This is a genomic window from Pseudomonas reactans (assembly GCF_013387025.1).
GTDB lineage: Bacteria > Pseudomonadota > Gammaproteobacteria > Pseudomonadales > Pseudomonadaceae > Aquipseudomonas > Aquipseudomonas reactans.
The window spans coordinates 1-22,719 of the sequence record NZ_JACAQP010000042.1 but is presented as its reverse complement, the minus strand read 5'-3'; the positions used below and the strand labels follow the sequence as shown (position 1 = coordinate 22,719).

The 22,719-nt window shown below is 61.0% G+C and carries 24 protein-coding genes; 17 read left to right on the top strand and 7 right to left on the bottom strand.

What is annotated here, in order from left to right; translation table 11 throughout:
* Positions 1-60 precede the first annotated feature (60 nt).
* The 4 genes from purE (at position 61) to HX793_RS28185 (ending at position 2,613) form a co-directional block, all read left to right on the top strand.
* Positions 61-552 (top strand): 5-(carboxyamino)imidazole ribonucleotide mutase, encoded by a 492-nt coding sequence (gene purE, locus HX793_RS28200; protein ID WP_003176980.1) that lies wholly within the window; start codon positions 61-63, stop codon positions 550-552.
* An 11-nt stretch (positions 553-563) separates the two neighbouring features.
* Complete coding sequence (locus tag HX793_RS28195; protein WP_177052568.1) at positions 564-1,649, top strand: 5-(carboxyamino)imidazole ribonucleotide synthase; 1,086 nt, start codon at positions 564-566, stop codon at positions 1,647-1,649.
* Between the two features lie 104 nt (positions 1,650-1,753).
* A complete protein-coding gene (locus HX793_RS28190) occupies positions 1,754-1,999 on the top strand; it encodes a GlsB/YeaQ/YmgE family stress response membrane protein (RefSeq protein WP_016978642.1) in 246 nt (81 codons plus the stop codon).
* A 77-nt stretch (positions 2,000-2,076) separates the two neighbouring features.
* Complete coding sequence (locus tag HX793_RS28185; RefSeq protein ID WP_177052569.1) at positions 2,077-2,613, top strand: DUF3299 domain-containing protein; 537 nt, start codon at positions 2,077-2,079, stop codon at positions 2,611-2,613.
* A 24-nt stretch (positions 2,614-2,637) separates the two neighbouring features.
* Here HX793_RS28185 and HX793_RS28180 read toward each other — a convergent pair whose 3' ends face one another.
* Positions 2,638-3,537: a D-hexose-6-phosphate mutarotase gene (locus HX793_RS28180; protein WP_177052570.1), complete on the bottom strand. Its 900-nt coding sequence runs from the start codon at positions 3,535-3,537 to the stop codon at positions 2,638-2,640.
* A gap of 58 nt (positions 3,538-3,595) precedes the next feature.
* Positions 3,596-4,000, bottom strand: coding sequence for an acyl-CoA thioesterase (locus tag HX793_RS28175; protein ID WP_003176975.1), 405 nt, complete (start codon positions 3,998-4,000; stop codon positions 3,596-3,598).
* Between the two features lie 446 nt (positions 4,001-4,446).
* Between HX793_RS28175 and HX793_RS28170 the strand changes: the two genes are divergently transcribed.
* The 10 genes from HX793_RS28170 (at position 4,447) to HX793_RS28125 (ending at position 15,363) form a co-directional block, all read left to right on the top strand.
* Positions 4,447-5,736: an MFS transporter gene (locus tag HX793_RS28170; RefSeq protein WP_010207587.1), complete on the top strand. Its 1,290-nt coding sequence runs from the start codon at positions 4,447-4,449 to the stop codon at positions 5,734-5,736.
* Positions 5,737-5,914: 178 nt separating this feature from the next.
* Entirely contained in the window at positions 5,915-6,901 is a 987-nt protein-coding gene (locus HX793_RS28165) for a phosphate ABC transporter substrate-binding protein PstS (protein ID WP_016978637.1), read from the top strand.
* Between the two features lie 384 nt (positions 6,902-7,285).
* On the top strand, positions 7,286-9,319 hold the full coding sequence (locus HX793_RS28160) for an ABC transporter permease subunit (RefSeq protein WP_177096725.1): 2,034 nt from the start codon (positions 7,286-7,288) through the stop codon (positions 9,317-9,319).
* A 15-nt stretch (positions 9,320-9,334) separates the two neighbouring features.
* Positions 9,335-11,005: a phosphate ABC transporter permease PstA gene (gene pstA, locus HX793_RS28155; protein ID WP_033897271.1), complete on the top strand. Its 1,671-nt coding sequence runs from the start codon at positions 9,335-9,337 to the stop codon at positions 11,003-11,005.
* 72 nt (positions 11,006-11,077) lie between these two features.
* Positions 11,078-11,911 (top strand): phosphate ABC transporter ATP-binding protein PstB, encoded by an 834-nt coding sequence (gene pstB / locus HX793_RS28150; protein ID WP_010207582.1) that lies wholly within the window; start codon positions 11,078-11,080, stop codon positions 11,909-11,911.
* Between the two features lie 70 nt (positions 11,912-11,981).
* Positions 11,982-12,743 carry a phosphate signaling complex protein PhoU gene (gene phoU / locus HX793_RS28145; protein ID WP_016978634.1) on the top strand — a complete coding sequence of 254 codons (762 nt, stop codon included), beginning with the start codon at positions 11,982-11,984 and terminating at the stop codon, positions 12,741-12,743.
* A gap of 169 nt (positions 12,744-12,912) precedes the next feature.
* Positions 12,913-13,821 carry a response regulator gene (locus HX793_RS28140; protein WP_016978633.1) on the top strand — a complete coding sequence of 303 codons (909 nt, stop codon included), beginning with the start codon at positions 12,913-12,915 and terminating at the stop codon, positions 13,819-13,821.
* Between the two features lie 187 nt (positions 13,822-14,008).
* Positions 14,009-14,332 (top strand): type II toxin-antitoxin system RelE/ParE family toxin, encoded by a 324-nt coding sequence (locus HX793_RS28135; RefSeq protein ID WP_177058436.1) that lies wholly within the window; start codon positions 14,009-14,011, stop codon positions 14,330-14,332.
* A 4-nt stretch (positions 14,333-14,336) separates the two neighbouring features.
* A complete protein-coding gene (locus HX793_RS28130) occupies positions 14,337-14,636 on the top strand; it encodes a helix-turn-helix domain-containing protein (RefSeq protein ID WP_177052572.1) in 300 nt (99 codons plus the stop codon).
* Between the two features lie 55 nt (positions 14,637-14,691).
* A complete protein-coding gene (locus tag HX793_RS28125) occupies positions 14,692-15,363 on the top strand; it encodes a peptidoglycan DD-metalloendopeptidase family protein (protein WP_177052573.1) in 672 nt (223 codons plus the stop codon).
* 3 nt (positions 15,364-15,366) lie between these two features.
* Here the strand turns inward: HX793_RS28125 and HX793_RS28120 are convergent, their stop codons facing one another.
* The 3 genes from HX793_RS28120 to phoB all read right to left on the bottom strand — a co-directional run bounded on the left by HX793_RS28120 (position 15,367) and on the right by phoB (position 18,889).
* A complete protein-coding gene (locus HX793_RS28120; protein ID WP_177096619.1) occupies positions 15,367-16,707 on the bottom strand; it encodes a hemolysin family protein in 1,341 nt (446 codons plus the stop codon).
* A 124-nt stretch (positions 16,708-16,831) separates the two neighbouring features.
* The gene (phoR, locus tag HX793_RS28115) at positions 16,832-18,118 is read right to left on the bottom strand and encodes a phosphate regulon sensor histidine kinase PhoR (protein WP_218178764.1); all 1,287 of its coding nucleotides are present in this window, start codon (positions 18,116-18,118) and stop codon (positions 16,832-16,834) included.
* 81 nt (positions 18,119-18,199) lie between these two features.
* Entirely contained in the window at positions 18,200-18,889 is a 690-nt protein-coding gene (phoB, locus tag HX793_RS28110; protein WP_003176964.1) for a phosphate regulon transcriptional regulator PhoB, read from the bottom strand.
* 155 nt (positions 18,890-19,044) lie between these two features.
* On the opposite strand from phoB, the gene HX793_RS28105 reads away from it, so the two are divergent.
* Positions 19,045-19,425, top strand: coding sequence for a COG4315 family predicted lipoprotein (locus HX793_RS28105; RefSeq protein ID WP_095014023.1), 381 nt, complete (start codon positions 19,045-19,047; stop codon positions 19,423-19,425).
* A 32-nt stretch (positions 19,426-19,457) separates the two neighbouring features.
* Here the strand turns inward: HX793_RS28105 and ubiA are convergent, their stop codons facing one another.
* Together ubiA and HX793_RS28095 are read right to left on the bottom strand one after the other, a co-directional pair.
* The gene (ubiA, locus tag HX793_RS28100; RefSeq protein WP_016978626.1) at positions 19,458-20,348 is read right to left on the bottom strand and encodes a 4-hydroxybenzoate octaprenyltransferase; all 891 of its coding nucleotides are present in this window, start codon (positions 20,346-20,348) and stop codon (positions 19,458-19,460) included.
* A complete protein-coding gene (locus tag HX793_RS28095) occupies positions 20,348-20,911 on the bottom strand; it encodes a chorismate--pyruvate lyase family protein (RefSeq protein WP_177052575.1) in 564 nt (187 codons plus the stop codon). Before HX793_RS28095 ends, ubiA begins: the two co-directional genes overlap by 1 nt.
* A 194-nt stretch (positions 20,912-21,105) precedes the next feature.
* Here HX793_RS28095 and HX793_RS28090 point away from each other — a divergent pair, with 194 nt between their 5' ends.
* Entirely contained in the window at positions 21,106-21,273 is a 168-nt protein-coding gene (locus HX793_RS28090; RefSeq protein ID WP_015886569.1) for a rubredoxin, read from the top strand.
* Positions 21,274-21,310: 37 nt separating this feature from the next.
* Positions 21,311-22,459: an NAD(P)/FAD-dependent oxidoreductase gene (locus HX793_RS28085; protein WP_177052576.1), complete on the top strand. Its 1,149-nt coding sequence runs from the start codon at positions 21,311-21,313 to the stop codon at positions 22,457-22,459.
* The last annotated feature ends 260 nt before the right edge of the window (positions 22,460-22,719 follow it).

The window sequence follows — 22,719 nt, the reverse complement described above, 5'->3', positions numbered from 1 at the left end:
CCCGCGTGGCTTGTTGTTTTTTGACGCGCCTGCGGGCGCCCAGAGAGAAGAGGCACGACGATGAGTGCATTGGTTGGCGTGATCATGGGCTCCAAGTCCGATTGGTCCACCCTTAGCCACACCGCCGATATGCTGGAAAAACTCGGCATTCCCTACGAAGTGAAAGTGGTCTCTGCCCACCGCACTCCGGATTTGCTGTTCCAGTATGCCGATGAAGCAGAATCCCGTGGCATCGAGGTGATCATTGCCGGTGCCGGCGGTGCAGCGCATTTGCCTGGCATGTGTGCGGCCAAGACCCATCTGCCGGTACTCGGCGTGCCGGTGCAGTCGGCAATGCTCTCGGGCGTGGATTCGCTGTTGTCCATCGTGCAGATGCCGGCCGGCATTCCGGTGGCGACCCTGGCGATCGGCAAGGCCGGCGCGATCAACGCAGCCTTGCTCTCCGCCAGCATCCTGGGCGCCAAGCACCCGCAGTTCCACGCGGTGCTGAAGAAATTTCGTGCTGAGCAGACAGACAGCGTGCTGGACAATCCAGACCCACGCATCGCCTGAGGTTGTTGACGATGAAAATCGGTGTAATCGGTGGCGGCCAACTGGGCCGCATGCTGGCCCTGGCGGGAACCCCGCTGGGGATGAACTTCGCTTTCCTGGACCCGGCGCCGGACGCCTGCGCGGCCGCCTTGGGTGAACACCTGCGCGCTGACTACAGCGACCCGGACCACCTGCGCCAACTGGCCGACGAAGTCGACCTGGTGACCTTCGAATTCGAAAGTGTCCCGGCTGAAACCGTGGCCTTCCTGTCGCAGTTCGTGCCGGTGTACCCGAGCGCCGAAGCCCTGCGCATCGCGCGTGACCGCTGGTTCGAGAAAAGCATGTTCAAGGACCTGGGCATCCCGACCCCGGCCTTCGCCGACATCCAGTCGCAGGCGGACCTGGACGCGGCCGTCGCCAGCATCGGCCTGCCGGCCGTGCTGAAAACCCGCACCCTGGGCTACGACGGCAAGGGCCAGAAAGTCCTGCGCACCGCCGCTGACGTAGTCGGCACCTTTGCCGAACTGGGCAGCGTGGCCTGCCTGCTGGAAGGCTTCGTGCCGTTCACCGGCGAAGTCTCGCTGATCGCCGTGCGTGCCCGTGATGGCGAAACCCGCTTCTACCCGTTGGTGCACAACACCCACGACAGCGGCATCCTCAAGCTGTCCGTGGCCAGCACCGATCACTCGTTGCAGGCCCTGGCGGAAGATTATTCCAGCCGTGTGCTCAAGCAGCTGGATTATGTCGGCGTGATGGCATTCGAGTTCTTTGAAGTCGACGGCGGCCTCAAGGCCAACGAAATCGCGCCGCGCGTTCACAACTCCGGGCACTGGACCACCGAAGGCGCCGAGTGCAGCCAGTTCGAAAACCACCTGCGGGCGGTCGCGGGCTTGCCATTGGGCTCCACCGCCAAGGTCGGCGAGAGCGCCATGCTCAACTTCATCGGCACCGTGCCGGCGGTGGAAAAAGTCATCGCCATCGACGACTGCCACCTTCACCACTACGGCAAGGCCTTCAAGGCCGGGCGCAAGGTCGGCCACGCCAACTTGCGTTGCAAGGACCGCGCAACGCTGGAAGCGCAGATCCTCAAGGTTGAAGCCCTGATCGCCGAGCAATAAGGCAAGTCCGACGGGAACCATTGGTGACCGTCGTCTCTCTGATTGCAGGATGCCAAAGCCTGACTAGGCTTTGGCATAGCTCACTTCAATCAGAGGGAAATGCCATGGGTATCATCGGAACCATCTTTATCGGCTTGATCGTCGGCCTGCTGGCGCGTTTCCTGAAACCAGGCGACGACAGCATGGGCTGGATCATGACCATCCTGCTGGGTATTGCCGGCTCCCTGGCCGCGACCTACGGTGGTCAGGCGCTGGGTATCTACCAAGCGGGCCAAGGCGCAGGCTTCATCGGTGCCCTGGTTGGCGCGATCATCCTGCTGGTGATCTACGGCCTGATCAAAAAGAAGTAATCAGCCGACAAAGTCCTCTGCGCTGCGCAGGCGCAGGGGGCTAGAATGCTCGGCACTTGTACTTGCCGAGCCTCTTCATGCGCCGTCTTCTGTTGACTCTCCTTTTGCTGGGCCCTGGCCTGGCGCACGCCGGTGAACTGCCGGAAACCGACTGGCTCGACCTGATGCCGCTTTCCGACCAGAAAGCCCTCGAAGCCATGCCCGAGATCGACCACAACTCCCCCGAAGCCCAAGGCACGTTCACCGACAAAGGTGGCCTGAAGCAAAGCAAAGGCCTGCCGGCGGTGATGTATTCCACCAAGACCGTCGCAGCCATGAATGGCAAGAACATCCGCATCGGCGGCTACCCGGTGCCGTTGGAGACCGATGCCAAGGGCCGTAGCACCTTGTTCTTCCTGGTGCCGTACCCAGGCGCGTGCATCCATGTGCCGCCGCCACCTCCGAACCAGTTGGTGCTGGTGCGCTACCCCAAGGGCTTGAAGCTGGATGATATCTATACGCCGCTGTGGGTCACCGGCACGTTGAAGGTGGAGAAGGTGAATAACGATCTGGCGGATGCGGCGTATGCGTTGGAGGCGGGGAAGGTACGGGTAGTGAAAGAGTCGGATTTGTAAATCCGACTCTTGCAGTGAATCTGCCTACAGACTGACCCCGGTGATGCTCACACCCAAGGTGTGGCTTTCGCCAGGCGCCAGCGTCACCACATCATCCAGCACATTCGCCGTCTCGATGCACAGCATGCCTTGCCAGCCATCATCGGCCATGTCGTCAAACGCCTTGGCACGTTCGGTCCAGGGGTTCCAGATCACCGTCGACTTCGAACCCTCGGCAGTGAGCTGAATACGGCGTTGCCAGTCGTTGTCGAAAATAGTTAACTGGGACGGCGTATCGAGGTAGATGCGATCGGTCTCGGCGGTGAAGTGCAGCAGGCCGGATTGCGTCTTCTCGGCCCAGTTGTCTGCGGTATCGATATAAGCCCGCTCGTCCAGGCCTTCGACCTGCACATTGCGCACATCGCTGACGGCGAAGTAGGTGTGCAGTGCCTGGCTGAGCGTCACGGTGTCGGTGCCACGGTTATGGCTGGTCAGGCGGATATGCAGTTGCTCATCCAGCAGCAGGCTCAGCGTCAGGTCAACCTGGTGGGGCCAGCCAGGATAGCCGCCTGCCGGCACCGGCAGTACCAGATCCACGCGTAGCGCTTCACCTTCAAGCTCGGTTGCGGCCAATTCCCACAACGCGGTGCGCACGAAACCGTGGGCGCCGGCGGGCTGGTCACTCTGGCGCATCGCCTTGACGCTTTGCGGGTTGCGGTCGAATACACCAAACCACGGCCAGCACACCGGCACGCCAGTACGGATGCCCTTGCCCTTCTTGAACACCGCTTCAGGGTTCGGCCAGATCAGCGGCTGTTCGCCATCGCGCCCGTAACTGAAGATGTGCGCGCCCTGCTGGGCCACCATCAGTTCGGCGCCGTTGTGGCGAATGCGCCAGCAGTCCAGCTCGTCGATTTTCACGGTTTCAACGTGGGGCGTCGGCATAACAAAGCACTCTTCATGGCAGGCAATGGGGCAATTGACCGTCAAATCCCGGCGAGGTTTAACGTGCGCGCGAAGGAACCGAGCGCGTGCGGCCACTGCCGTCGATGGCGACGAATACAAACACCGCCTCGGTCACCTTGCGCCATTCGCTGGACAGCGGGTCGTCGCTCCACACTTCGACCATCATCTGGATCGAGCTGCGGCCGATTTCCAGGGCCTGGGTATAAAAGGAGAGCTGCGCGCCCACCGCGACCGGTACCAGGAACGCCATGCGATCAATGGCCACGGTTGCCACACGCCCACCTGCGACCTTGCTGGCCATGGCCGTGCCGGCCAGGTCCATCTGCGCGACCAGCCAGCCGCCGAAGATGTCGCCAAAACCGTTGGTTTCACGCGGGAGCGCGGTGATTTGCAGGGCGAGATCGCCTTGCGGGATAGGATCTTCTTGTTCGAGTTCGATCATGCCGAGGGCCTCTGACCCGTAACGCTTCATGGGTATTTCAAGTGGATAGCCGTCTTCGAAAAAAACGTTTCAGCACCAACATACACCGCGTGATGCGTTTCTCGTAAGGCGTACTAAAGGGAAACTCTGCCAAATCGGCTGGATGGCACCCAACGGCGTTTTGGCACAGCAGCCCCTCAAGACTGCGGTTCTTGCGCTTGCAAGGGCCGAGTATATCGAGACCCTGTCGCCACGACGACCTCTGGGCGTTCATTTGGTCGGCATTTAGCGGCTGTATCGCGGCTTTTTCCGGCAACTGTGCTTCTGGGCGCAGTTAATGGGGAATATTTAGTGCCTTTGAACTGTTATTCGCTCAACGCTGTGCTTTTTCTAGCGATTTGCTATCTTGCCAAGCCTGCCGCAAGTCCCGGGCTTGCCGTCCCGATTACTATAAGAGAAGCCTTGCCATGTCCTCTGTGCCCGCAAGCAGTGCGCAACCTTCGCGCCCGCTGACCCGCAACGACTACAAAACCCTGTCGCTGTCTGCCTTGGGCGGGGCGCTGGAGTTTTATGATTTCATCATTTTCGTGTTTTTCGCCACCGTGGTCGGAAAACTCTTCTTCCCCGTGGACATGCCCGAATGGTTGCGCATGATGCAGACCTTCGGCATCTTCGCCGCCGGCTACCTGGCCCGCCCCCTGGGTGGCATCATCATGGCGCACTTCGGCGACCTGCTGGGCCGCAAGAAGATGTTCACCCTGAGCATCTTCATGATGGCCGTGCCGACCCTGATCATGGGCCTGTTGCCAACCTACGCGCAGATCGGCCTGTGGGCACCGGTCCTGTTGCTGCTGATGCGCATCATCCAGGGCGCGGCAATCGGCGGAGAAGTACCGGGCGCCTGGGTGTTCGTCTCCGAACACGTGCCGCCTCGCCATATCGGCTATGCGTGCGGCACCCTGACCAGCGGCCTCACTGCCGGTATTTTGCTGGGCTCGCTGGTGGCCACCGCGATCAACACCCTTTATAGCCCGGAGCAGGTTTCGGATTTCGCCTGGCGCATTCCGTTCCTGCTCGGCGGCGTGTTCGGCCTGCTGTCGGTGTACTTGCGTCGCTGGCTGCATGAGACGCCGATCTTCGCCGAGATGCAGCAGCGCAAGACCCTGGCCGCCGAACTGCCATTGCGTGCGGTATTGCGTGATCACCGTGGCGCCATCGTGTTGTCGATGCTGCTGACCTGGCTGCTGTCGGCTGGCGTGGTGGTGGTCATCCTGATGACCCCGACCGTGCTTCAAACCGTCTACCACTTCAGCCCGACCGTTGCGCTGCAGGCGAACAGCCTGGCCATCGTCACCCTCAGCCTGGGTTGCATCGCCTCGGGCGCCTTGGCTGACCGCTTCGGCGCCGGCCGCGTGCTGGTCACCGGTTGTGCACTGCTGCTGGCGACATCCTGGACGCTGTATCACAGCCTTATGGCCCACCCGGATTGGTTGTTCCCGCTGTACGCACTGACCGGCCTGTTCGTGGGCACCATCGGCGTGGTGCCGTATGTGATGGTCAAAGCCTTCCCGCCTGTTGTGCGTTTCAGTGGCCTGTCGTTTTCCTACAACGTGGCCTATGCCGTGTTCGGCGGACTGACGCCGTTGGCGGTGTCGCTGCTGATGAAGGAAAGCCCGATGGGCCCGGCCTACTACGTTGCCGCCCTGTGTCTGATGGGGATGGTGGTGGGTGGGTATCTGTGGAAGCGTTCGCGCTGATTCCTTGACATGCTCGCTCCCGCGTCCTGCGTGGGAGCGATGGCAACTCCTCGCTGCGGCCCTTCTCCTTGCCAATAGTGGCCTTTCATCTAACTGTCACATTCCAGACATAGAGTGTTCACACGGCCTCCCGATACTTGGCCCCGATCCAACTATCCCTATCTGCTAGGAGCAAGGCATGAAACTGAAACGTTTGATGGCGGCAATGACTTTTGTCGCTGCTGGCGTTGCGACCGCCAACGCGGTGGCCGCTGGTGTTGATCCGGCAATCCCGGCGTACGTGAAGACCACTGGTGTGTCGGGCAACTTGTCCAGCGTCGGTTCCGATACCCTGGCTAACCTGATGACCCTGTGGGCCGAGGGTTACAAAAAGGAATACCCGAACGTCAACATCCAGATTCAAGCTGCCGGTTCTGCTACTGCGCCACCTGCGCTGACTGAAGGCACCTCCAACCTGGGCCCGATGAGCCGCAAGATGAAGGACACCGAACTGGCGGCCTTCGAGCAGAAGTACGGCTACAAGCCAACTGCCATCCCGGTTGCCGTGGATGCCCTGGCCGTGTTCGTGCACAAGGACAACCCGATCCAGCACCTGACCATGGAACAAGTCGACGCGATCTTCTCCTCGACTCGCCTGTGCGGTGGCAAAGCCGACGTGAAAACCTGGGGTGACCTGGGTGTGACCGGCGACCTGGCCAACAAGCCGGTTCAGCTGTTCGGTCGTAACTCGGTATCCGGCACCTACGGCTACTTCAAAGAAGAAGCCCTGTGCAAAGGCGACTACAAGCCAAACGTGAACGAACAACCGGGCTCGGCTTCGGTCGTGCAGTCGATCAGCTCCTCGCTGAACGGCATCGGTTACTCGGGCATCGGCTACAAGACCGCCAGCGTGAAAACCGTGGCCCTGGCCAAGAAAGGCAGCACTGACTTCATCGAAGACAGTGAAGAAAACGCCCTGAACGGCAAATACCCGCTGTCGCGTTTCCTCTACGTGTACGTCAACAAAGCCCCGAACAAGCCTCTGGCCCCGCTGGAAGCTGAGTTCGTGAAGCTGGTTCTGTCCAAACAGGGCCAGGAAGTTGTGGTGAAAGACGGCTACATCCCACTGCCAGCCAAAGTCGCCGCCAAGGCCCTGGCTGACCTGGGTCTGAAAGAAGGCAACTGATTGCCTCTGCGGGGCCGGAGTACCGGCCCCGCATCCGAATTTTCTAGTCCGCTGCCAGCCTTGCTTCGCGGCGGATTTGTTGCGTCACTGCACTGTCATCTTTCTGTCATACAGGATCGCTAGGGTGTGCGCATGAATGATCTGGCCAATTCCACCATGACGACGACTTCTCCCCCCAAGCGCATTGATTTCAATACGCCTGAGCTGCAACGCAAGCGCCGCATTCGCGCGCTCAAGGATCGCCTGACCCGTTGGTATGTGCTGGTCGGCGGCCTCGCCGTCCTCGGCGCCATCACCCTGATTTTCTTCTTTCTTGCCTATGTCGTCGCGCCGCTGTTCCAAGGTGCCTCATTGACCAAGGAAGACGCCCTGACCCCGGCCTGGATCCAGGACGCGGGCAAGCCGCTGATGATCTCCCTCGAAGAGCAGAATCAAGTCGCCATGCGGGTTTCCGACAAGGGCCAGGCACTGTTCTTTAATGTGGAAACCGGCGCCGAACTCATGCGTGTCGACCTGCCACTGCCTGCCGGCACCAGCGTTGCCTCTATCGGTGAAGACCAGCCCGGTAGCCCGTTGGTGATCCTGGGTCTGTCCAATGGCCAGTCCATGGTGTTCCGCCACACCTATAAGGTGTCCTACCCGGACGGCAAGAAAACCATTACGCCTGCGATCGAATACCCCTACGGTGAAACGCCGATCGTGCTGGATGACGCCGGTCGCCCGCTGGAGCATGTCGCCCTTAACGCCACCGATTCAACCTTGGTGGTTGCGGGTTCCGCCGGTTCGCACTTGAACGTGCTGTCCCTGAGCCGCGAAGAAAACATGATGACCGGCGAAGTCACCAGCGAGCAGAAGCGCATCGAGCTGCCGCAGATGACCGAACCGGTGAAAGCGATCTTCATCGACCCACGTCAGCAATGGTTGTACGTGATCAACGGCCGCGCCCTGGCCGACGTGTTCAGCCTGCGCGACAAGAGCCTCAACGGTCGCTACAAATTGCTTGAAGACGGCAACGCTGAAGTCACCGCCAGCACGCAGCTGGTGGGCGGTATCTCGCTGATCGTCGGTAACTCCAAAGGCGGCCTGGCCCAGTGGTTCATGGCCCGCGACCCGGATGGCGAGCAGCGCTTCAAGCAGATCCGCACCTTCCAGATGGGAACCACGCCTATCGTAGAAATTTCTGCCGAAGAACGTCGCAAAGGCTTCACCGCCCTCGATGCTTCCGGCAAGTTCGGTGTGTTCCACAGCACCGCGCACCGCACCCTGTTGGTCGAACCTGTAGTCGATGGCCAAGGCGTGTACGGCATGTCGCCACGGGCCAACCGCGTGATCGTGGAAGCCGGCGGCAAGCTGCAGCCGTTGATGCTCGACAACCCGCACCCGGAAGTGTCCTGGAGCGCACTGTGGAGCAAGGTTTGGTACGAGAACTACGACGAGCCTAAATACGTCTGGCAATCGACCGCCGCCAACACCGACTTCGAACCCAAGATGAGCCTGGCCCCGCTGACCTTCGGCACCTTGAAGGCTGCGTTCTACGCCATGCTGCTGGCAGCGCCTCTGGCCGTTGCCGCCGCGATCTACACCGCGTACTTCATGGCCCCGAGCCTGCGCCGCAAGGTCAAGCCGGTGATCGAACTGATGGAAGCCATGCCGACGGTGATCCTCGGCTTCTTCGCCGGCCTGTTCCTGGCGCCGTATGTGGAAGGGCATCTACCGGGCATCTTCAGCCTGTTGATGCTGTTGCCGATTGGCATCCTGGTCGCCGGTTTCATCTTCAGCCGCTTGCCTGAATCGATCCGCCTGCGCGTTCCCGATGGCTGGGAAAGCGCGATCCTGATCCCGGTGATCCTGTTCGTGGGCTGGCTCTCGCTGTACATGAGCCCGTACCTGGAAACCTGGTTCTTTGGCGGCGACATGCGCATGTGGATCTCCCACGACCTGGGCATCACCTACGACCAGCGCAACGCTCTGGTAGTGGGGTTGGCCATGGGCTTCGCAGTGATTCCGAACATCTACTCCATCGCCGAAGACGCTGTGTTCAGCGTGCCACGCGGCCTGACCCTGGGCTCGCTGGCCTTGGGCGCCACGCCGTGGCAGACCATGACACGCGTGGTCATCCTGACCGCCAGCCCGGGCATTTTCTCGGCGCTGATGATCGGCATGGGCCGTGCAGTCGGCGAGACCATGATCGTGTTGATGGCCACCGGTAACACCCCGGTGATGGAGATGAACCTGTTCGAAGGCTTGCGCACCTTGGCGGCCAACGTCGCAGTGGAAATGCCCGAGTCGGAAGTAGGCGGCAGTCACTACCGCGTGCTGTTCCTCTCGGCACTGGTACTGCTGCTGTTCACCTTCATCATGAACACCCTCGCGGAGCTGATCCGTCAGCGTCTGCGCAAGAAATACTCGTCGCTTTAAGAAAGGTAGAAGTCTGTGAAACAGAACTCCCTGAATGGATGGTTCAAGAGCGGCGCCCCCGGCGTCTGGATCAGCGGTGGCGCGGTGTCCATCGCGGTCATCATGACCATTGGTTTGCTGGCGGTGATCGCCGTGCGTGGCCTGGGCCACTTCTGGCCGGCCGACCTGATCCAGGCCAACTACAACGTGCCGGGCCAGGCCAACCATATCGTCATCGGCGAAGTGGTGCAGAAAGAAGAAGTCCCCCGCGAGCGCCTGAAAAGCGCTGGCCTGCCGGTGCCGGACCAAGGCCCGGAGTTCATGACCCGCGAGCTGATCAAGGTGGGCAACCGTGACCTGAACGGCAACGACTTCACCTGGATCGTCGGCGAGTGGCTCAAGGACCAGACCACGCCGGCGAACCTGATGACCATCGAGCGCCGTGAGTGGGGCAATTTCTACGGCACCCTGGTCAACGTCAAACAGGACGGTAAAGTCATCGCCGAAGGCGAGGCCGCATGGCCGGAGCTGCAGGCCCGTGTGGATCGCGTCAACAAGCTGGCCGCCCAGCTCAAGACCCTGGAGAAATCCGACATCGGCGCGATCAACGCCGGTCTCGAACGCATTCGCCTGCACGGCCGCAAACTGGAACTGGAAGGCAAGCTCGACGCTGCCGCCCAGGCCGACATGGATGCTGACCGCGCCGAGCTGAATGCCCGCTACCAGGACATCGAAGCCCGCCTGGCCGACCTGCACGCCCAGTTCAACCGCGACGCGCTGACCGCTCGTGACGGCAATGGCAAGGAAGTGGAAATCGGCATCGGCAAAGTGGTGCACGCCTACCAGCCGAACGCCATGGGCACGATCACCAAGATAGGCTTCTACTTCAGCAAGGTCTGGGAATTCCTCAGCGATGATCCACGGGAAGCCAACACCGAAGGCGGGATTTTCCCGGCCATCTTCGGCACCGTGATGATGACCCTGATCATGGCGATGATCGTCACTCCGTTCGGCGTGCTGGCGGCGGTGTACCTGCGTGAATACGCCAAGCAAAACACCCTGACCCGCGTTATCCGTATCGCCGTGAACAACCTGGCCGGTGTACCGGCCATCGTCTACGGCGTGTTCGGCCTGGGCTTCTTCGTGTACGTATTGGGTGGTTCGGTTGACCGCCTGTTCTTCGCCGAAGCCCTGCCGGCCCCGACCTTCGGCACGCCGGGCCTGTTGTGGGCCTCGCTGACCCTGGCGCTGCTGGCGGTGCCGGTGGTGATCGTGGCCACCGAAGAGGGCCTGGCGCGGATTCCTCGCACCGTACGCGAAGGCTCCCTGGCACTGGGCGCGACCAAGGCGGAAACGCTGTGGAAGATCGTGCTGCCGATGGCCAGCCCGGCGATGATGACCGGCATGATCCTCGCCGTGGCCCGCGCCGCCGGTGAAGTGGCGCCGCTGATGCTGGTCGGTGTGGTGAAACTGGCGCCGTCGCTGCCGCTGGATGGCAACTACCCGTACCTGCACCTGGACCAGAAGATCATGCACCTGGGCTTCCATATCTATGACGTCGGCTTCCAGAGCCCCAACGTCGAAGCCGCACGGCCGCTGGTGTACGCCACCGCGCTGCTGCTGGTGCTGGTGATCGCCACGCTCAACTTGTCGGCGGTGTGGATCCGTAACCACCTGCGCGAAAAATACAAAGCGTTGGATAGCTGATCTGAATATTGCTTGCCGCAGGCCCGATGCCTGCGGTTCAACACAACGAATTGGTAGCACAGGGAGCATCCCATGCAACAAGACACCCACACCCACGGCATCAACATGTCTGCCCTGGGTCGCGACAAGCAGAGCCTGAGCCTGGCCCAGGAAACCGTGGCCATCGAAGTGCCGGGCCTGAGCCTGTACTACGGTGAAAAACAGGCGCTGTTCGACGTCAGCATGAACATCCCCAAGCAGCGCGTGACCGCCTTCATCGGCCCGTCGGGCTGCGGCAAGTCCACGCTGCTGCGCACATTCAACCGCATGAACGACCTGGTGGACGGCTGCCGCGTAGACGGTGCCATCAACCTCTACGGCACCAACATCTACCGCAAGGGCGAAGACGTGGCCGAGCTGCGTCGCCGTGTGGGCATGGTGTTCCAGAAGCCCAACCCGTTCCCCAAGACCATCTACGAAAACGTGGTCTACGGCCTGCGCATCCAGGGCATCAACAAGAAGCGCATCCTCGACGAAGCAGTCGAGTGGGCCTTGAAAGGCGCGGCGCTGTGGGACGAAGTCAAAGACCGCCTGCACGAATCGGCCCTCGGCCTGTCCGGCGGCCAGCAACAGCGTCTGGTTATTGCCCGCACCATTGCGGTTGAGCCGGAAGTGCTGCTGCTCGATGAACCTTGCTCGGCACTCGACCCGATCTCGACGCTGAAAGTCGAAGAGCTGATCTACGAACTCAAGTCCAAGTTCACCATCGTCATCGTGACCCACAACATGCAACAGGCGGCGCGGGTTTCCGACTACACCGCGTTCATGTACATGGGCAAACTGGTGGAATTCGGCGATACCGATACCCTGTTCACCAATCCGGCGAAGAAGCAGACCGAAGACTACATCACGGGTCGCTACGGCTAGGATGCCGGGATTTTCCTCGCACTGACGCTGCGGTTCTCCGCACCTTACCGGACGCTCCAAGGACGCCAACATGATTAGCAAAGAAGGCCTTACCCACCACATCTCCGCGCAGTTCAACGCCGAGCTTGAGGAAGTGCGCAGCCACCTCCTGGCGATGGGCGGGCTGGTGGAGAAGCAAGTCAACGACGCCGTCACCGCGCTGATCGAGGCCGACTCGGGCCTGGCCCAGCAAGTGCGCGAGATCGACGACCAGATCAACCAGATGGAACGCAATATCGACGAAGAATGCCTGCGCATTCTGGCCCGTCGCCAGCCGGCAGCGTCCGACCTGCGTTTGATCATCAGCATCTCCAAGTCGGTGATCGACCTGGAGCGCATCGGCGACGAAGCCACCAAGATCGCCCGCCGCGCCATCCAACTGTGCGAAGAAGGCGAAGCGCCACGCGGTTACGTGGAAGTGCGCCACATCGGCGACCAGGTGCGCAACATGGTGCGCGATGCCCTCGACGCCTTTGCTCGCTTCGATGCTGAGCTGGCACTGTCGGTGGCCCAGTACGACAAGATCATCGACCGCGAATACAAGACCGCGCTGCGTGAACTCGCGACCTACATGATGGAAGACCCACGCTCTATCTCGCGGGTCTTGAGCATTATCTGGGTGCTGCGTTCCCTGGAGCGTATCGGCGACCACGCGCGCAATATCTCGGAATTGGTGATTTACCTGGTGCGCGGCACCGACGTACGGCACATGGGCCTCAAGCGCATGAAGGCCGAAGTTGAAGGTTCGGCTGATCTTATCCCTAATGTTCCGGGCCAAACTGACGATAAGTAAGGTTGCCCGAGAAATTAACGCCCGGCCTTTGGTCGGGCGTTTTTGTTTGTGGCCACTGAATTTTTTGCACGTTGAGCGAGATAAATTCCCAACGTGACTACCGAGTTTTGGCAAAATGCCATCAGTCAGGCGTCTTGCGTGCCGAAGTTTTAATTAGGATGAAGGGTCGATGAGTAAAGTCAGTGTATTGGTGGTGGATGACGCCTCGTTTATCCGCGACCTGGTGAAGAAGTGCCTGCGCAACTACTTCCCCGGGATCAAGCTTGAAGACGCGGTGAACGGCAAAAAGGCCCAGGCCATCCTGATGCGCGAGAGCTTCGACCTGGTGCTGTGCGACTGGGAAATGCCGGAGATGTCTGGCCTTGAACTGTTGACCTGGTGCCGTGAGCAGCCTCACCTCAAGGCTATGCCATTCGTGATGGTGACCAGCCGTGGCGACAAGGAAAACGTGGTCCAGGCCATCCAGGCCGGAGTTTCGGGCTATGTCAGCAAGCCGTTCACCAACGAACAGTTGCTGAACAAGGTCAAGCAGGCCCTGCACAAGATCGGTCGGCTCGACGCGCTGGTCGCCAGCGCGCCCACCAAGATGAACTCGGCGTTCGGCAACGACTCCCTCAGCGCATTGACCGGCGGCAAGCCCGAAGCGGCGCGTGCAGCGCCAGTGGTTGCAGCTGCCCCAGCGCCGAGCAAAGGCTTGCTCAACAGCCCACCGGTACAGGCACCTTCAGCGGCGCCGGCTGGCGGTCGTGGCCAGGGCCAACTGCGCCTGTCCAGCGGCAACCAGCAATGCGTGATCAAGGCGCTGAGCATCAAGGAAGCGCTGCTGGTGGTACGTCGTGGCGAAGTCCTGCCTCAGGTACTGGAAAGCGCCGTGCTCGACCTGGAGCAGGGCGACAACGCCGAAGTCGCTCGTCTCAATGGCTACCTGCACGCCATCGTCGCCTTCGAGCCCAAGCCTGACAGCGATTGGCTGCAGCTGACCTTCCGGTTTATCGACCAGGACGCGCAGAAGCTCGACTACATCTCCCGCCTGATCGCACGGGGTACGGCGCAGAAGCATTTTGTGCCGGGTGCGTAATCCTCTGAATACTGGGAATCGACCGACTGTCTGATTCCCGGTGTCTGGCTTGATTTATATCTGTTTCGATATAGTCTCCTGATAATGCCTCAGGGTTATCGAGCCTTCGCTATGCCTTGAAACAAACCTCTACGACCCTTGGCCGAATCGTCGATTACGCTTTTTCTTTCCAGGAAAGGAGAAGCCAATGCCAAGGCACAAGGATGTGGTGTTTCTAGGAAGTTCGCTCAAGGACCTCAAAACGTTTCCTCTCGACGCCCGTAGGGCTGCAGGCTTTCAATTGGATCTCTTGCAACAGGGTGAGCAACCCTTTGATTGCAAGCCGATGAAAACCATCGGAAGAGGCGTCAGTGAGATTCGGATTACTGAGGAGTCAGGAGCTTTTCGAGTGTTTTATGTGGTCAACCGGCCAGAGGCCATCTATGTGCTGCACGCGCTGCGCAAGACCACACAAAAAACCGAAGGGCATGATATCGAGCTGGCTCGCGCCAGATTGCAGGAGTTAGGTTGAGCCCATGACCAATCAAAAAGTTTACGGTGAGCGTTTCAGCTGTGTTTGGGACGCTTTGGAGGATACGCCCCAGCAAGCCGCCAATATGCGGCTGCGGTCAAAATTGCTCTTGGGGCTGTGCCAGACCATTCGCAGCTGGGAGCTTTCTCAAAAAGAGGCGGCACATAGGTTGGGCATCAGTCAGCCCCGACTTAACGACGTCCTCACCGGCAAGATCGACAAGCTCTCTCTGGATGCCTTGGTCAATCTGTCGGCCGCCGCCCAAATGAACGTGGATATTTGTTTCAACGGGCTGCCAGCCTAAAGTTGTCATCAAACCTCGCTAACCTGCCGCCAAGTCATCCCGGCAGGTTCACGCCATGCTCATGCGCTTATTGCTGTGCGGTGGGCTGGCAACGGTCGCTCTGTCGACCCAGGCCATGACCCTCTACAAATCCACCGATGCCAATGGCGTGGTGTTTTTCAGTGACCGGCATACCCCGGGCGCCCAGGTATTTGTGATCCAGGAGCGTAGGGTTGAACGCGTGAAGCCGCCGATGCTGGTCGTGCCCAAACCGAGCAATCAACAGCAGGCCTACCGTTACCCTTTGCCCTGGCGTGGCGGCCCATTCCGCCTGAGCCAAGGCCCCAACGGCAGCTTCAGCCATACCGACGCCAAGAGCCGCTACGCCATGGACATCGCCATGCCCGAAGGCACGCCGATCATTGCGGCACGCAGCGGAATGGTGGTGAAGACCGAGAATGAGCAGGTCGGGCGTGGCAATGATGCGTCCGGGAATTTTGTGCGAGTGCGTCATGACGACGGCAGTGAGGCGGTGTACCTGCACCTCAAGCAAGGTTCGGTCAGCGTTCGGACAGGGCAACGTGTGGCGGTGGGAAGCCCGCTGGCCCTGTCGGGCAATACCGGCAACAGCAGCGGGCCGCACTTGCATTTCGTGGTACAGCGCGCCACTGAGGCGGGGCTGGTGTCGATCCCGTACGAGTTCAACCAGCCCGTGGGAGCATTGCCCAACTTTGCGTTGGGCAATTGAGGGTCAATCCAGCAGCAGCACCTTGGCCAACACGATCTTCGGCCCTTTCATCTTCTTGATGATGATGCGCAAGCCTTCCACCTCCAGCACTTCTTCCTCTTCCGGCACGCGCTTGAGGGTGTCGTAGATCAGGCCGGCCAGGGTTTCGGCTTCGATGTGGTCCAGGTCCACGCCCAGCAGGCGCTCGACCTTGAACAGCGGCGTGTCGCCACGCACCAGCAGCTTGCCCGGCTGATAGGCCAGGATGCCGCGCTCGGCCTTGCGGTGTTCGTCCTGGATATCGCCCACCAGCACCTCCAGCACGTCTTCCATGGTCAGGTAGCCGATGATCTTGCCGTCGGCTTCTTCCACCAGAGCAAAGTGAGCGCCGCCTTTGCGGAACTGTTCCAGCAGTTGCGACAGCGGCATGTGTCGCGACACACGCTCCAGCGGGCGGGTCAGCTCGGCCAGGTTGAACGACTCGGGGATGTGGTCCAGGGCCGCCAGTTCCAGCAGCAGGTCCTTGATGTGCAGCAGGCCCACGAATTCGTTGCGCACCGCGTCATACACCGGGTAGCGGCTGAATTTGTGGCGGCGGAACAGCGCAAGGATTTCCTTGAGCGGGGCATTGAAGTCCAGGGTGACCAGGTCTTCTCGGGAGTTGGCCCAGTCCACCACTTCCAGCTCGCCCATTTCCACGGCGGAGGCCAGCACGCGCATGCCTTGATCGCTCGGGTCCTGGCCACGGCTGGAGTGCAGGATCAGCTTGAGTTCCTCACGGCTGTAATGGTGTTCGTGGTGCGGGCCAGGCTCGCCTTGGCCGGCGATACGCAGGATGGCGTTGGCGCTGGCGTTGAGCAGGTAGATCGCCGGGTACATGGCCCAGTAGAACAGGTACAGCGGCACCGCCGTCCACAACGATAGCAGCTCGGGTGTGCGAATCGCCCAGGACTTGGGCGCCAGCTCACCGACCACGATGTGCAGGTAGGAAATCACGAAGAAGGCGGCAAAGAACGACACGCCCTTGATCACTTCCGGCGACTCGACGCCCACGGCGCCCAGCAGCGGTTCGAGGATGTGCGCGAAGGCCGGCTCACCGACCCAGCCCAAGCCCAGGGAGGCGAGGGTGATGCCCAGCTGGCAGGCCGACAGGTACGCGTCGAGCTGGCTGTGCACGGTGCGCAGGATCTGTCCGCGCCAGCCGTTCTTATGGGCGATGGCCTCGACCCGGGTGGCGCGCAGTTTGACCATGGCAAATTCCGCCGCAACGAAGAAACCGTTGAGCAGTACCAGGATCAGTGCAAAAAGAATCATGCCGAAGTCGGCGAAGAGTGTAGCGAGGGTGATACCAGGGGAAGGGTCCATGATGGGGTTTTGCAGGTTCCGTGTGTTCAATAAGGGGTGGCAGGTGGGCCTGAAAGGCAGGCGCAAGTCGGCCAATGTAGCGGCTGACGGGGCGCTTGCCTAGTGCCCACTGCCGGGCGGGGCGCTAGGCACCTGGGTCAATGACTCGCGAACGGGTCATCTGTGCCGGCGGGAAATGGCAGGTAAACGTACTGCCATGGCCCAACACGCTGCTGATCTCCAGACGTGCGCGGTGACGCAGCAGCACGTGCTTGACGATCGCCAGGCCAAGCCCGGTGCCGCCAGTGTTGGAGTTGCGGCTGGAGTCGACGCGGTAAAAGCGCTCGGTCAGGCGCGGCAAGTGCTTGGCGTCGATGCCGATGCCGGAGTCCTGCACGCTCAGGTGCGCGCCCTGTTCGTCGGCCCACCAGCGGATGCGGATATTGCCTTTGTCCTGGGTGTACTTCACGGCGTTGAACACCAGGTTGGAAAACGCGCTGCGCAATTCGCCTTCGCTGCCTTTGAGCAGCACGGCCGGGTCGGCTTCCAGGGTGATCTGCTGCCCGCGCTGGCCGGACAGGGCCTGGGCGTCGTTCTTGATGGTCTGCAGCAGGCTCTGCACCGCCACTGGGTGGTTATCCGACGGGTAATCGGTGGCTTCCAGCTTGGCGAGTAATAGCAGGTCGTTGAGCAGTGTCTGCATGCGTGAACCCTGTTGCTGCATCTGTTGCAGGGCACGGCTCCAGCGCGGGTTGATCTCGTCGACGTTGTCCAGCAGCGTCTCCAGGTAGCCGCAGATCACCGTCAGCGGTGTGCGCAACTCGTGTGAGACGTTGGCGACGAAGTCTTTGCGCATCTGTTCCAACTGGTGAATGCGGGTGACGTCGCGCACCAGCATCAGGTGCTCGTTGTTGCCATAGCGCGTCAGGTACAGCTGGATGCGCACGCGGTCATTGGTGGGCGAGGGGATTTCCAGGGCTTCTTCGTAGTTCTCCTGTTCGAAGTACTCCTTGAAGCGCGGATGGCGCACCAGGTTGGTCACCGGCTGGCCGCTGTCCTGGGGCGTCTTGAGGCCCAGCAGGGTCTCGGCGGCGCGGTTCCACCATTCCAGGTTGCCGTCGCTGTCGAGCATGATCACCGCATCTTTCAACGCGGCCGTGGATTCCTGCACCCGGTCGATCACCGCTTGCAGGCGTCCGCGCACCCGTTGGTCGCGGCGTTGCAGGTGGTAAATGCTGTCGAACACTTCGCCCCATAGGCCGTAGCCATCGGGCGGAGCTTCGTCGGGTTTATGCTGGCGCAGCCATTCGTGCAGGCGCAGCAGTTGCTTGAGGGTCCAACCCAGGTACAAGGCAATACCGGCTGCCAGGCTCCAGCCGTAGTAACCGCTGACCAAACCCACCAATAGGCAGCCGGTGATCAGCAAAAGCATGTGGCGGATCAGGGTGCCATGCCAGTTTTGGTTCACTTAAACATGCGTCCTTGTCAGCTGTTAAGGAAGGAAGGGACCGGCTCAGCCTTTGGTTGAAAAGCGGTAGCCCGTGCCGCGCACGGTTTGTACCAGATTCTCGTAGGCATCGCCCAAGGCTTTGCGCAGGCGACGGATATGCACGTCCACGGTGCGCTCTTCCACATACACATTGCCGCCCCACACCTGGTCCAGCAGTTGGCCGCGGGTGTAGGCGCGCTCCTGGTGGGTCATGAAAAATTGCAGCAGGCGGTATTCGGTCGGGCCCATCTCGGCCGGCTTGCCGTCGATGGTCACGCGGTGGCTGATCGGGTCCAGCAGCAGGCCGCCGACTTCGATCGGCGCTTCGCCGTCGGTCGGGCCGGCACGGCGCAATACGGCTTTCAGGCGTGCGACCAGTTCCCGTGGGGAAAACGGCTTGGTGATGTAGTCATCGGCGCCAACTTCCAGGCCCTGGATCTTGTTGTCCTCTTCACCCTTGGCGGTGAGCATGATGATCGGGATGTCCCCGGTCAGCTCGTCGCGCTTGAGGCGGCGGGCCAGCTCGATGCCGGAGGTGCCGGGCAGCATCCAGTCCAGCAGGATCAGGTCCGGCTTGCGGTCGACGATAATGGCATGGGCCTGCTGGGAGTTCTCGGCCTCCAGGCAGTCGTAGCCGGCCATTTCCAACGCAACGGCGATCATCTCGCGGATGGGCGCTTCGTCGTCAACAATCAGAATGCTCCTGCCAACCATGCTCAAAAATCCTCTTGTCATTTAACTGTCTTGCGCCGCATTAGATAACGGAATTATTGCAGTCGTGTGACAGTAATTTAGTCGCTCGGGCAATTCCCGCCTCTCTGGACTACGCTTTGGGTCCGAATCCTGACAACCACAAAAGGAAGGTTCCGATGACTTACAGCATGATTTCCTGGAAAGCCCTGCTGGTAACGGCGGCGTTGACGCTGCCGACCCTGGCATTCGCGGCGGAACCGGCGATGACGAAAGACGGGATGCTGGTCGACCACAAGGGCATGACCCTCTACACCTTTGCCAAGGACGCCGATGGCAAGTCCATGTGCAACGACAAGTGCGCCACCAACTGGCCTCCACTGATGGCTGAGTCCACCGATAAGCCCATGGGGAAATGGACCGTCGTCACCCGTGATGATCAGAAAAGCCAATGGGCTTACAGCGGGAAGCCGCTCTATACCTTCATCATGGACAAGAAGGCGGGCGACATGACCGGTGACGGCAAAATGGACGGGGCCTGGAAAGTCGCCAAACCTTGATGCATACCTCTAACGGTGAGGGGCCTGGCCCCTCATCGAAATGCGTAATCCGCCACAATCCCGACAAATATCGCTAACCCTGCCCAGTGGTTGTGCAAAAAGGCCTTGAAGCACTTCATCCGATCCTTGTCCCGCGTATACCAGAACTCCCAGGCAAAACAGCCCGCCGCTGCCAGCAGCCCCAGGTGGAACCATCCTCCCAGCTCAAACCGGGCTCCGGCCAGCAGCAGGCACGCTAGCGACAGCCCCTGCAGGGTAAGGATGATCACGCGATCGGCTTCACCAAACAGGATGGCCGTGGACTTCACGCCGATCTTCAAATCGTCATCGCGGTCGGTCATCGCGTAATACGTGTCGTAGCCCACCGTCCACAGCAGGTTGGCGATATACAGCAGCCACGCAGTGGCAGGCAGGCTGCCGGTCTCGGCAGTGAACGCCATCGGCATGCCCCAGGAAAACGCCGCCCCCAGCACCACCTGCGGATAGTAGGTGTAGCGCTTCATGAACGGATAGCTCGCCGCCAGGGCCAGGCCGCCGAGGGACAGCAGGATGGTGGTGGCGTTGGTCAGCAGCACCAGCAGGAAACTGATGCCCATCAGCACCGCGAAAAATACCAGCGCCTCTTTCGAACTGATCTTGCCGCTCACCAGCGGGCGCTGCTCGGTGCGCTTCACATGGCCGTCGACCTTGCGGTCGGCCCAGTCATTGATCACGCAACCACCGGCGCGAGTCAGCACCACGCCCAGCACGAAAATTACGATATTGAGCAGGGAGGGCGAGCCCTTGCCGGCGATCCACAGCGCCCACAGCGTCGGCCACAGCAGCAGGTAGATGCCGATGGGCTTGTCCATGCGGGTCAGTTGGATGAAATCCCAGGCCCTGGGGTTCAGATGGTTCAGGGATTTGAGCAGACGCTGGTACATCAGCAGTTCTCCGGATGGGCGTGCAACGCGTGCCAGAAGTTGGGCAGAAAGATCTCCGCGACCAACACGCTCAGCGGCCCGCGATCAAAACGTGAACGGCGCGCCCATAGGCCGTCGACCTGATCCGCCACAGGCAGCCATTGTTGTGGGTAATGGCACACCTCGATGGCCTGGCGCGTGAATGCCTGGTCGCAGAACAGCAATTCGCCCAGTGAGCGGCTGCCCAATTCATCCATATGCAAGCCGTCGCCCTGCAAGGCGCTGCGTGCCGCCACACTGCGGGCAAACACCCACGGCTGTCCGTGCCCACGCAAATACACCTCGCGTACCCAGCCGATAGTCGCCGGGGGCAGGCCCAGTGCGGCGCATTCATCGTCGCGCAGCGGTTGCCAGCCCTCGAACAGCGGCGTCACGCTGAAACCATCGTTGGACAGCCACGTCAGCCGCCGCGTCAGCGAGTCTTCGTTGAACAGCCAATTGAGGGTCAAGGGCGCGGGCGCAGGGAGCAGAAGGCTCTGGATCAGCCATTGGCAAGCATCGGGAGGGTCGATTGAGTGCGGCACGGTGAGTCAGTATTGGCAGCAAAAGAGGCGGCGAGCTTACCATGGTGCCCTGGGTTTTTGCCGGACCGAACCGGCTGTTTGCGTCGATCGTGCTTGCATCTGCCGGCCCCGATCAGTACAAAACGCCCTGAGCCGCACGGCAACGCGGGTCTATCGACCGTCGGCCAAGATGCCTGACCCTGAGGAAGCAAGTGATGAAGAAGTGGCAATGTGTAGTCTGTGGCCTGATCTATGACGAGAAAGACGGCTGGCCGGATGACGGAATTCTGCCTGGCACCCGTTGGGAAGACGTCCCGGAAGACTGGCTGTGCCCGGACTGCGGCGTGGGCAAAATGGATTTCGAAATGATCGAAATCGGCTGATTTTTGGTTTTCAGATAAGTACTACAAGGAGAAAGGAATGAACGCACCTGTCGTGATCATCGGCACAGGATTGGCCGGTTACAACGTGGCCCGGGAGTTTCGCAAGCTCGACAGCGAGACCCCCTTGCTGCTGATCACCGCAGATGACGGGCGCTCCTACTCCAAGCCCATGCTCTCCACCGGTTTTGGCAAGAACAAGGAAGCCGATGGCCTGAGCATGGCTGAACCTGGCACCATGGCCGAACAACTCAAGGCCGAAGTGCGCACTCACACCCGTATCAGCGGCATTGACCCTGGCCACAAGCGCTTGTGGATTGGTGAGGAAGCGGTGGCTTACCGCGACCTGATCCTGGCCTGGGGCGCCGAAACCGTGCGTGTACCGGTGGAAGGTGATGCGGCTGAGCTGATTTTCCCGATCAATGACCTCGAAGATTACGCACGCTTCCGTACCGCCGCTGCCGGCAAGCGCCGTGTGCTGTTGCTCGGCGCGGGCTTGATCGGCTGTGAATTCGCCAACGACCTGATTCTGGGCGGTTATGAAATCGACCTGGTGGCACCTTGCGAGCAAGTCATGCCGACCCTGCTGCACCCGGCCGCCGCCGCAGCGGTACAGGCCGGACTGCAAAGCCTCGGCGCGCGTTTCCATCTCGGTCCAGTGCTCAATCGCCTGCTGCGCACCGCTGACGGCCTGGAGGCCCACCTGTCGGACGGTGAAGTGATCGCCTGCGACCTGGTGGTCTCGGCCATCGGCCTGCGCCCACGCGTCGACCTGGCCGCCGCCGCCGGCCTGCAGACCAATCGCGGGATCATGGTGGACCGCCACCTCAAGACCTCCCACGCCAACATCTACGCTCTGGGCGATTGCGCCGAAGTCGACGGACTGAACCTGCTGTACGTGATGCCGCTGATGAGCTGCGCCCGCGCGCTGGCCCAGACGCTGGCCGGCAACGCCACGGCGGTCAGCTACGGTCCGATGCCGGTGACCGTCAAGACGCCAGTCTGCCCGCTGGTGGTCTCGCCACCGCCACGGGGCACCGAAGGCGTTTGGAGTGTTGAAGGCGAAGGCGCCGATATCAAGGCCCTGTGCCGCGATGCCAGCGGCCGCCTGCTGGGCTATGCCCTGACCGGCAGCGCCGTGATGGAAAAACTCGCCCTCAATAAAGAGCTTCCGCCGTTACTGGCGTAAATACCGGTCGTTCTGTCGGAATAACCGCGTTTTTCACCCTAGAAAGGTCGCCGCAAGACTGGCGGAGCGTGCGAGGGCATGCCATCCTCACTCCCGTCTGCCGCAGAGTAGAGCCTGCGGCGCTTTGGGCGCTGCTCCAGAAGAGAGCAGCACGGACATAACAACAAAAAACCGTCAAAGAGGCTTCACTTATGCGTAAACCAGAACTCGCAGCCGCCATCGCTGAAAAAGCGGATCTCACTAAGGATGGTCTGAAGTAG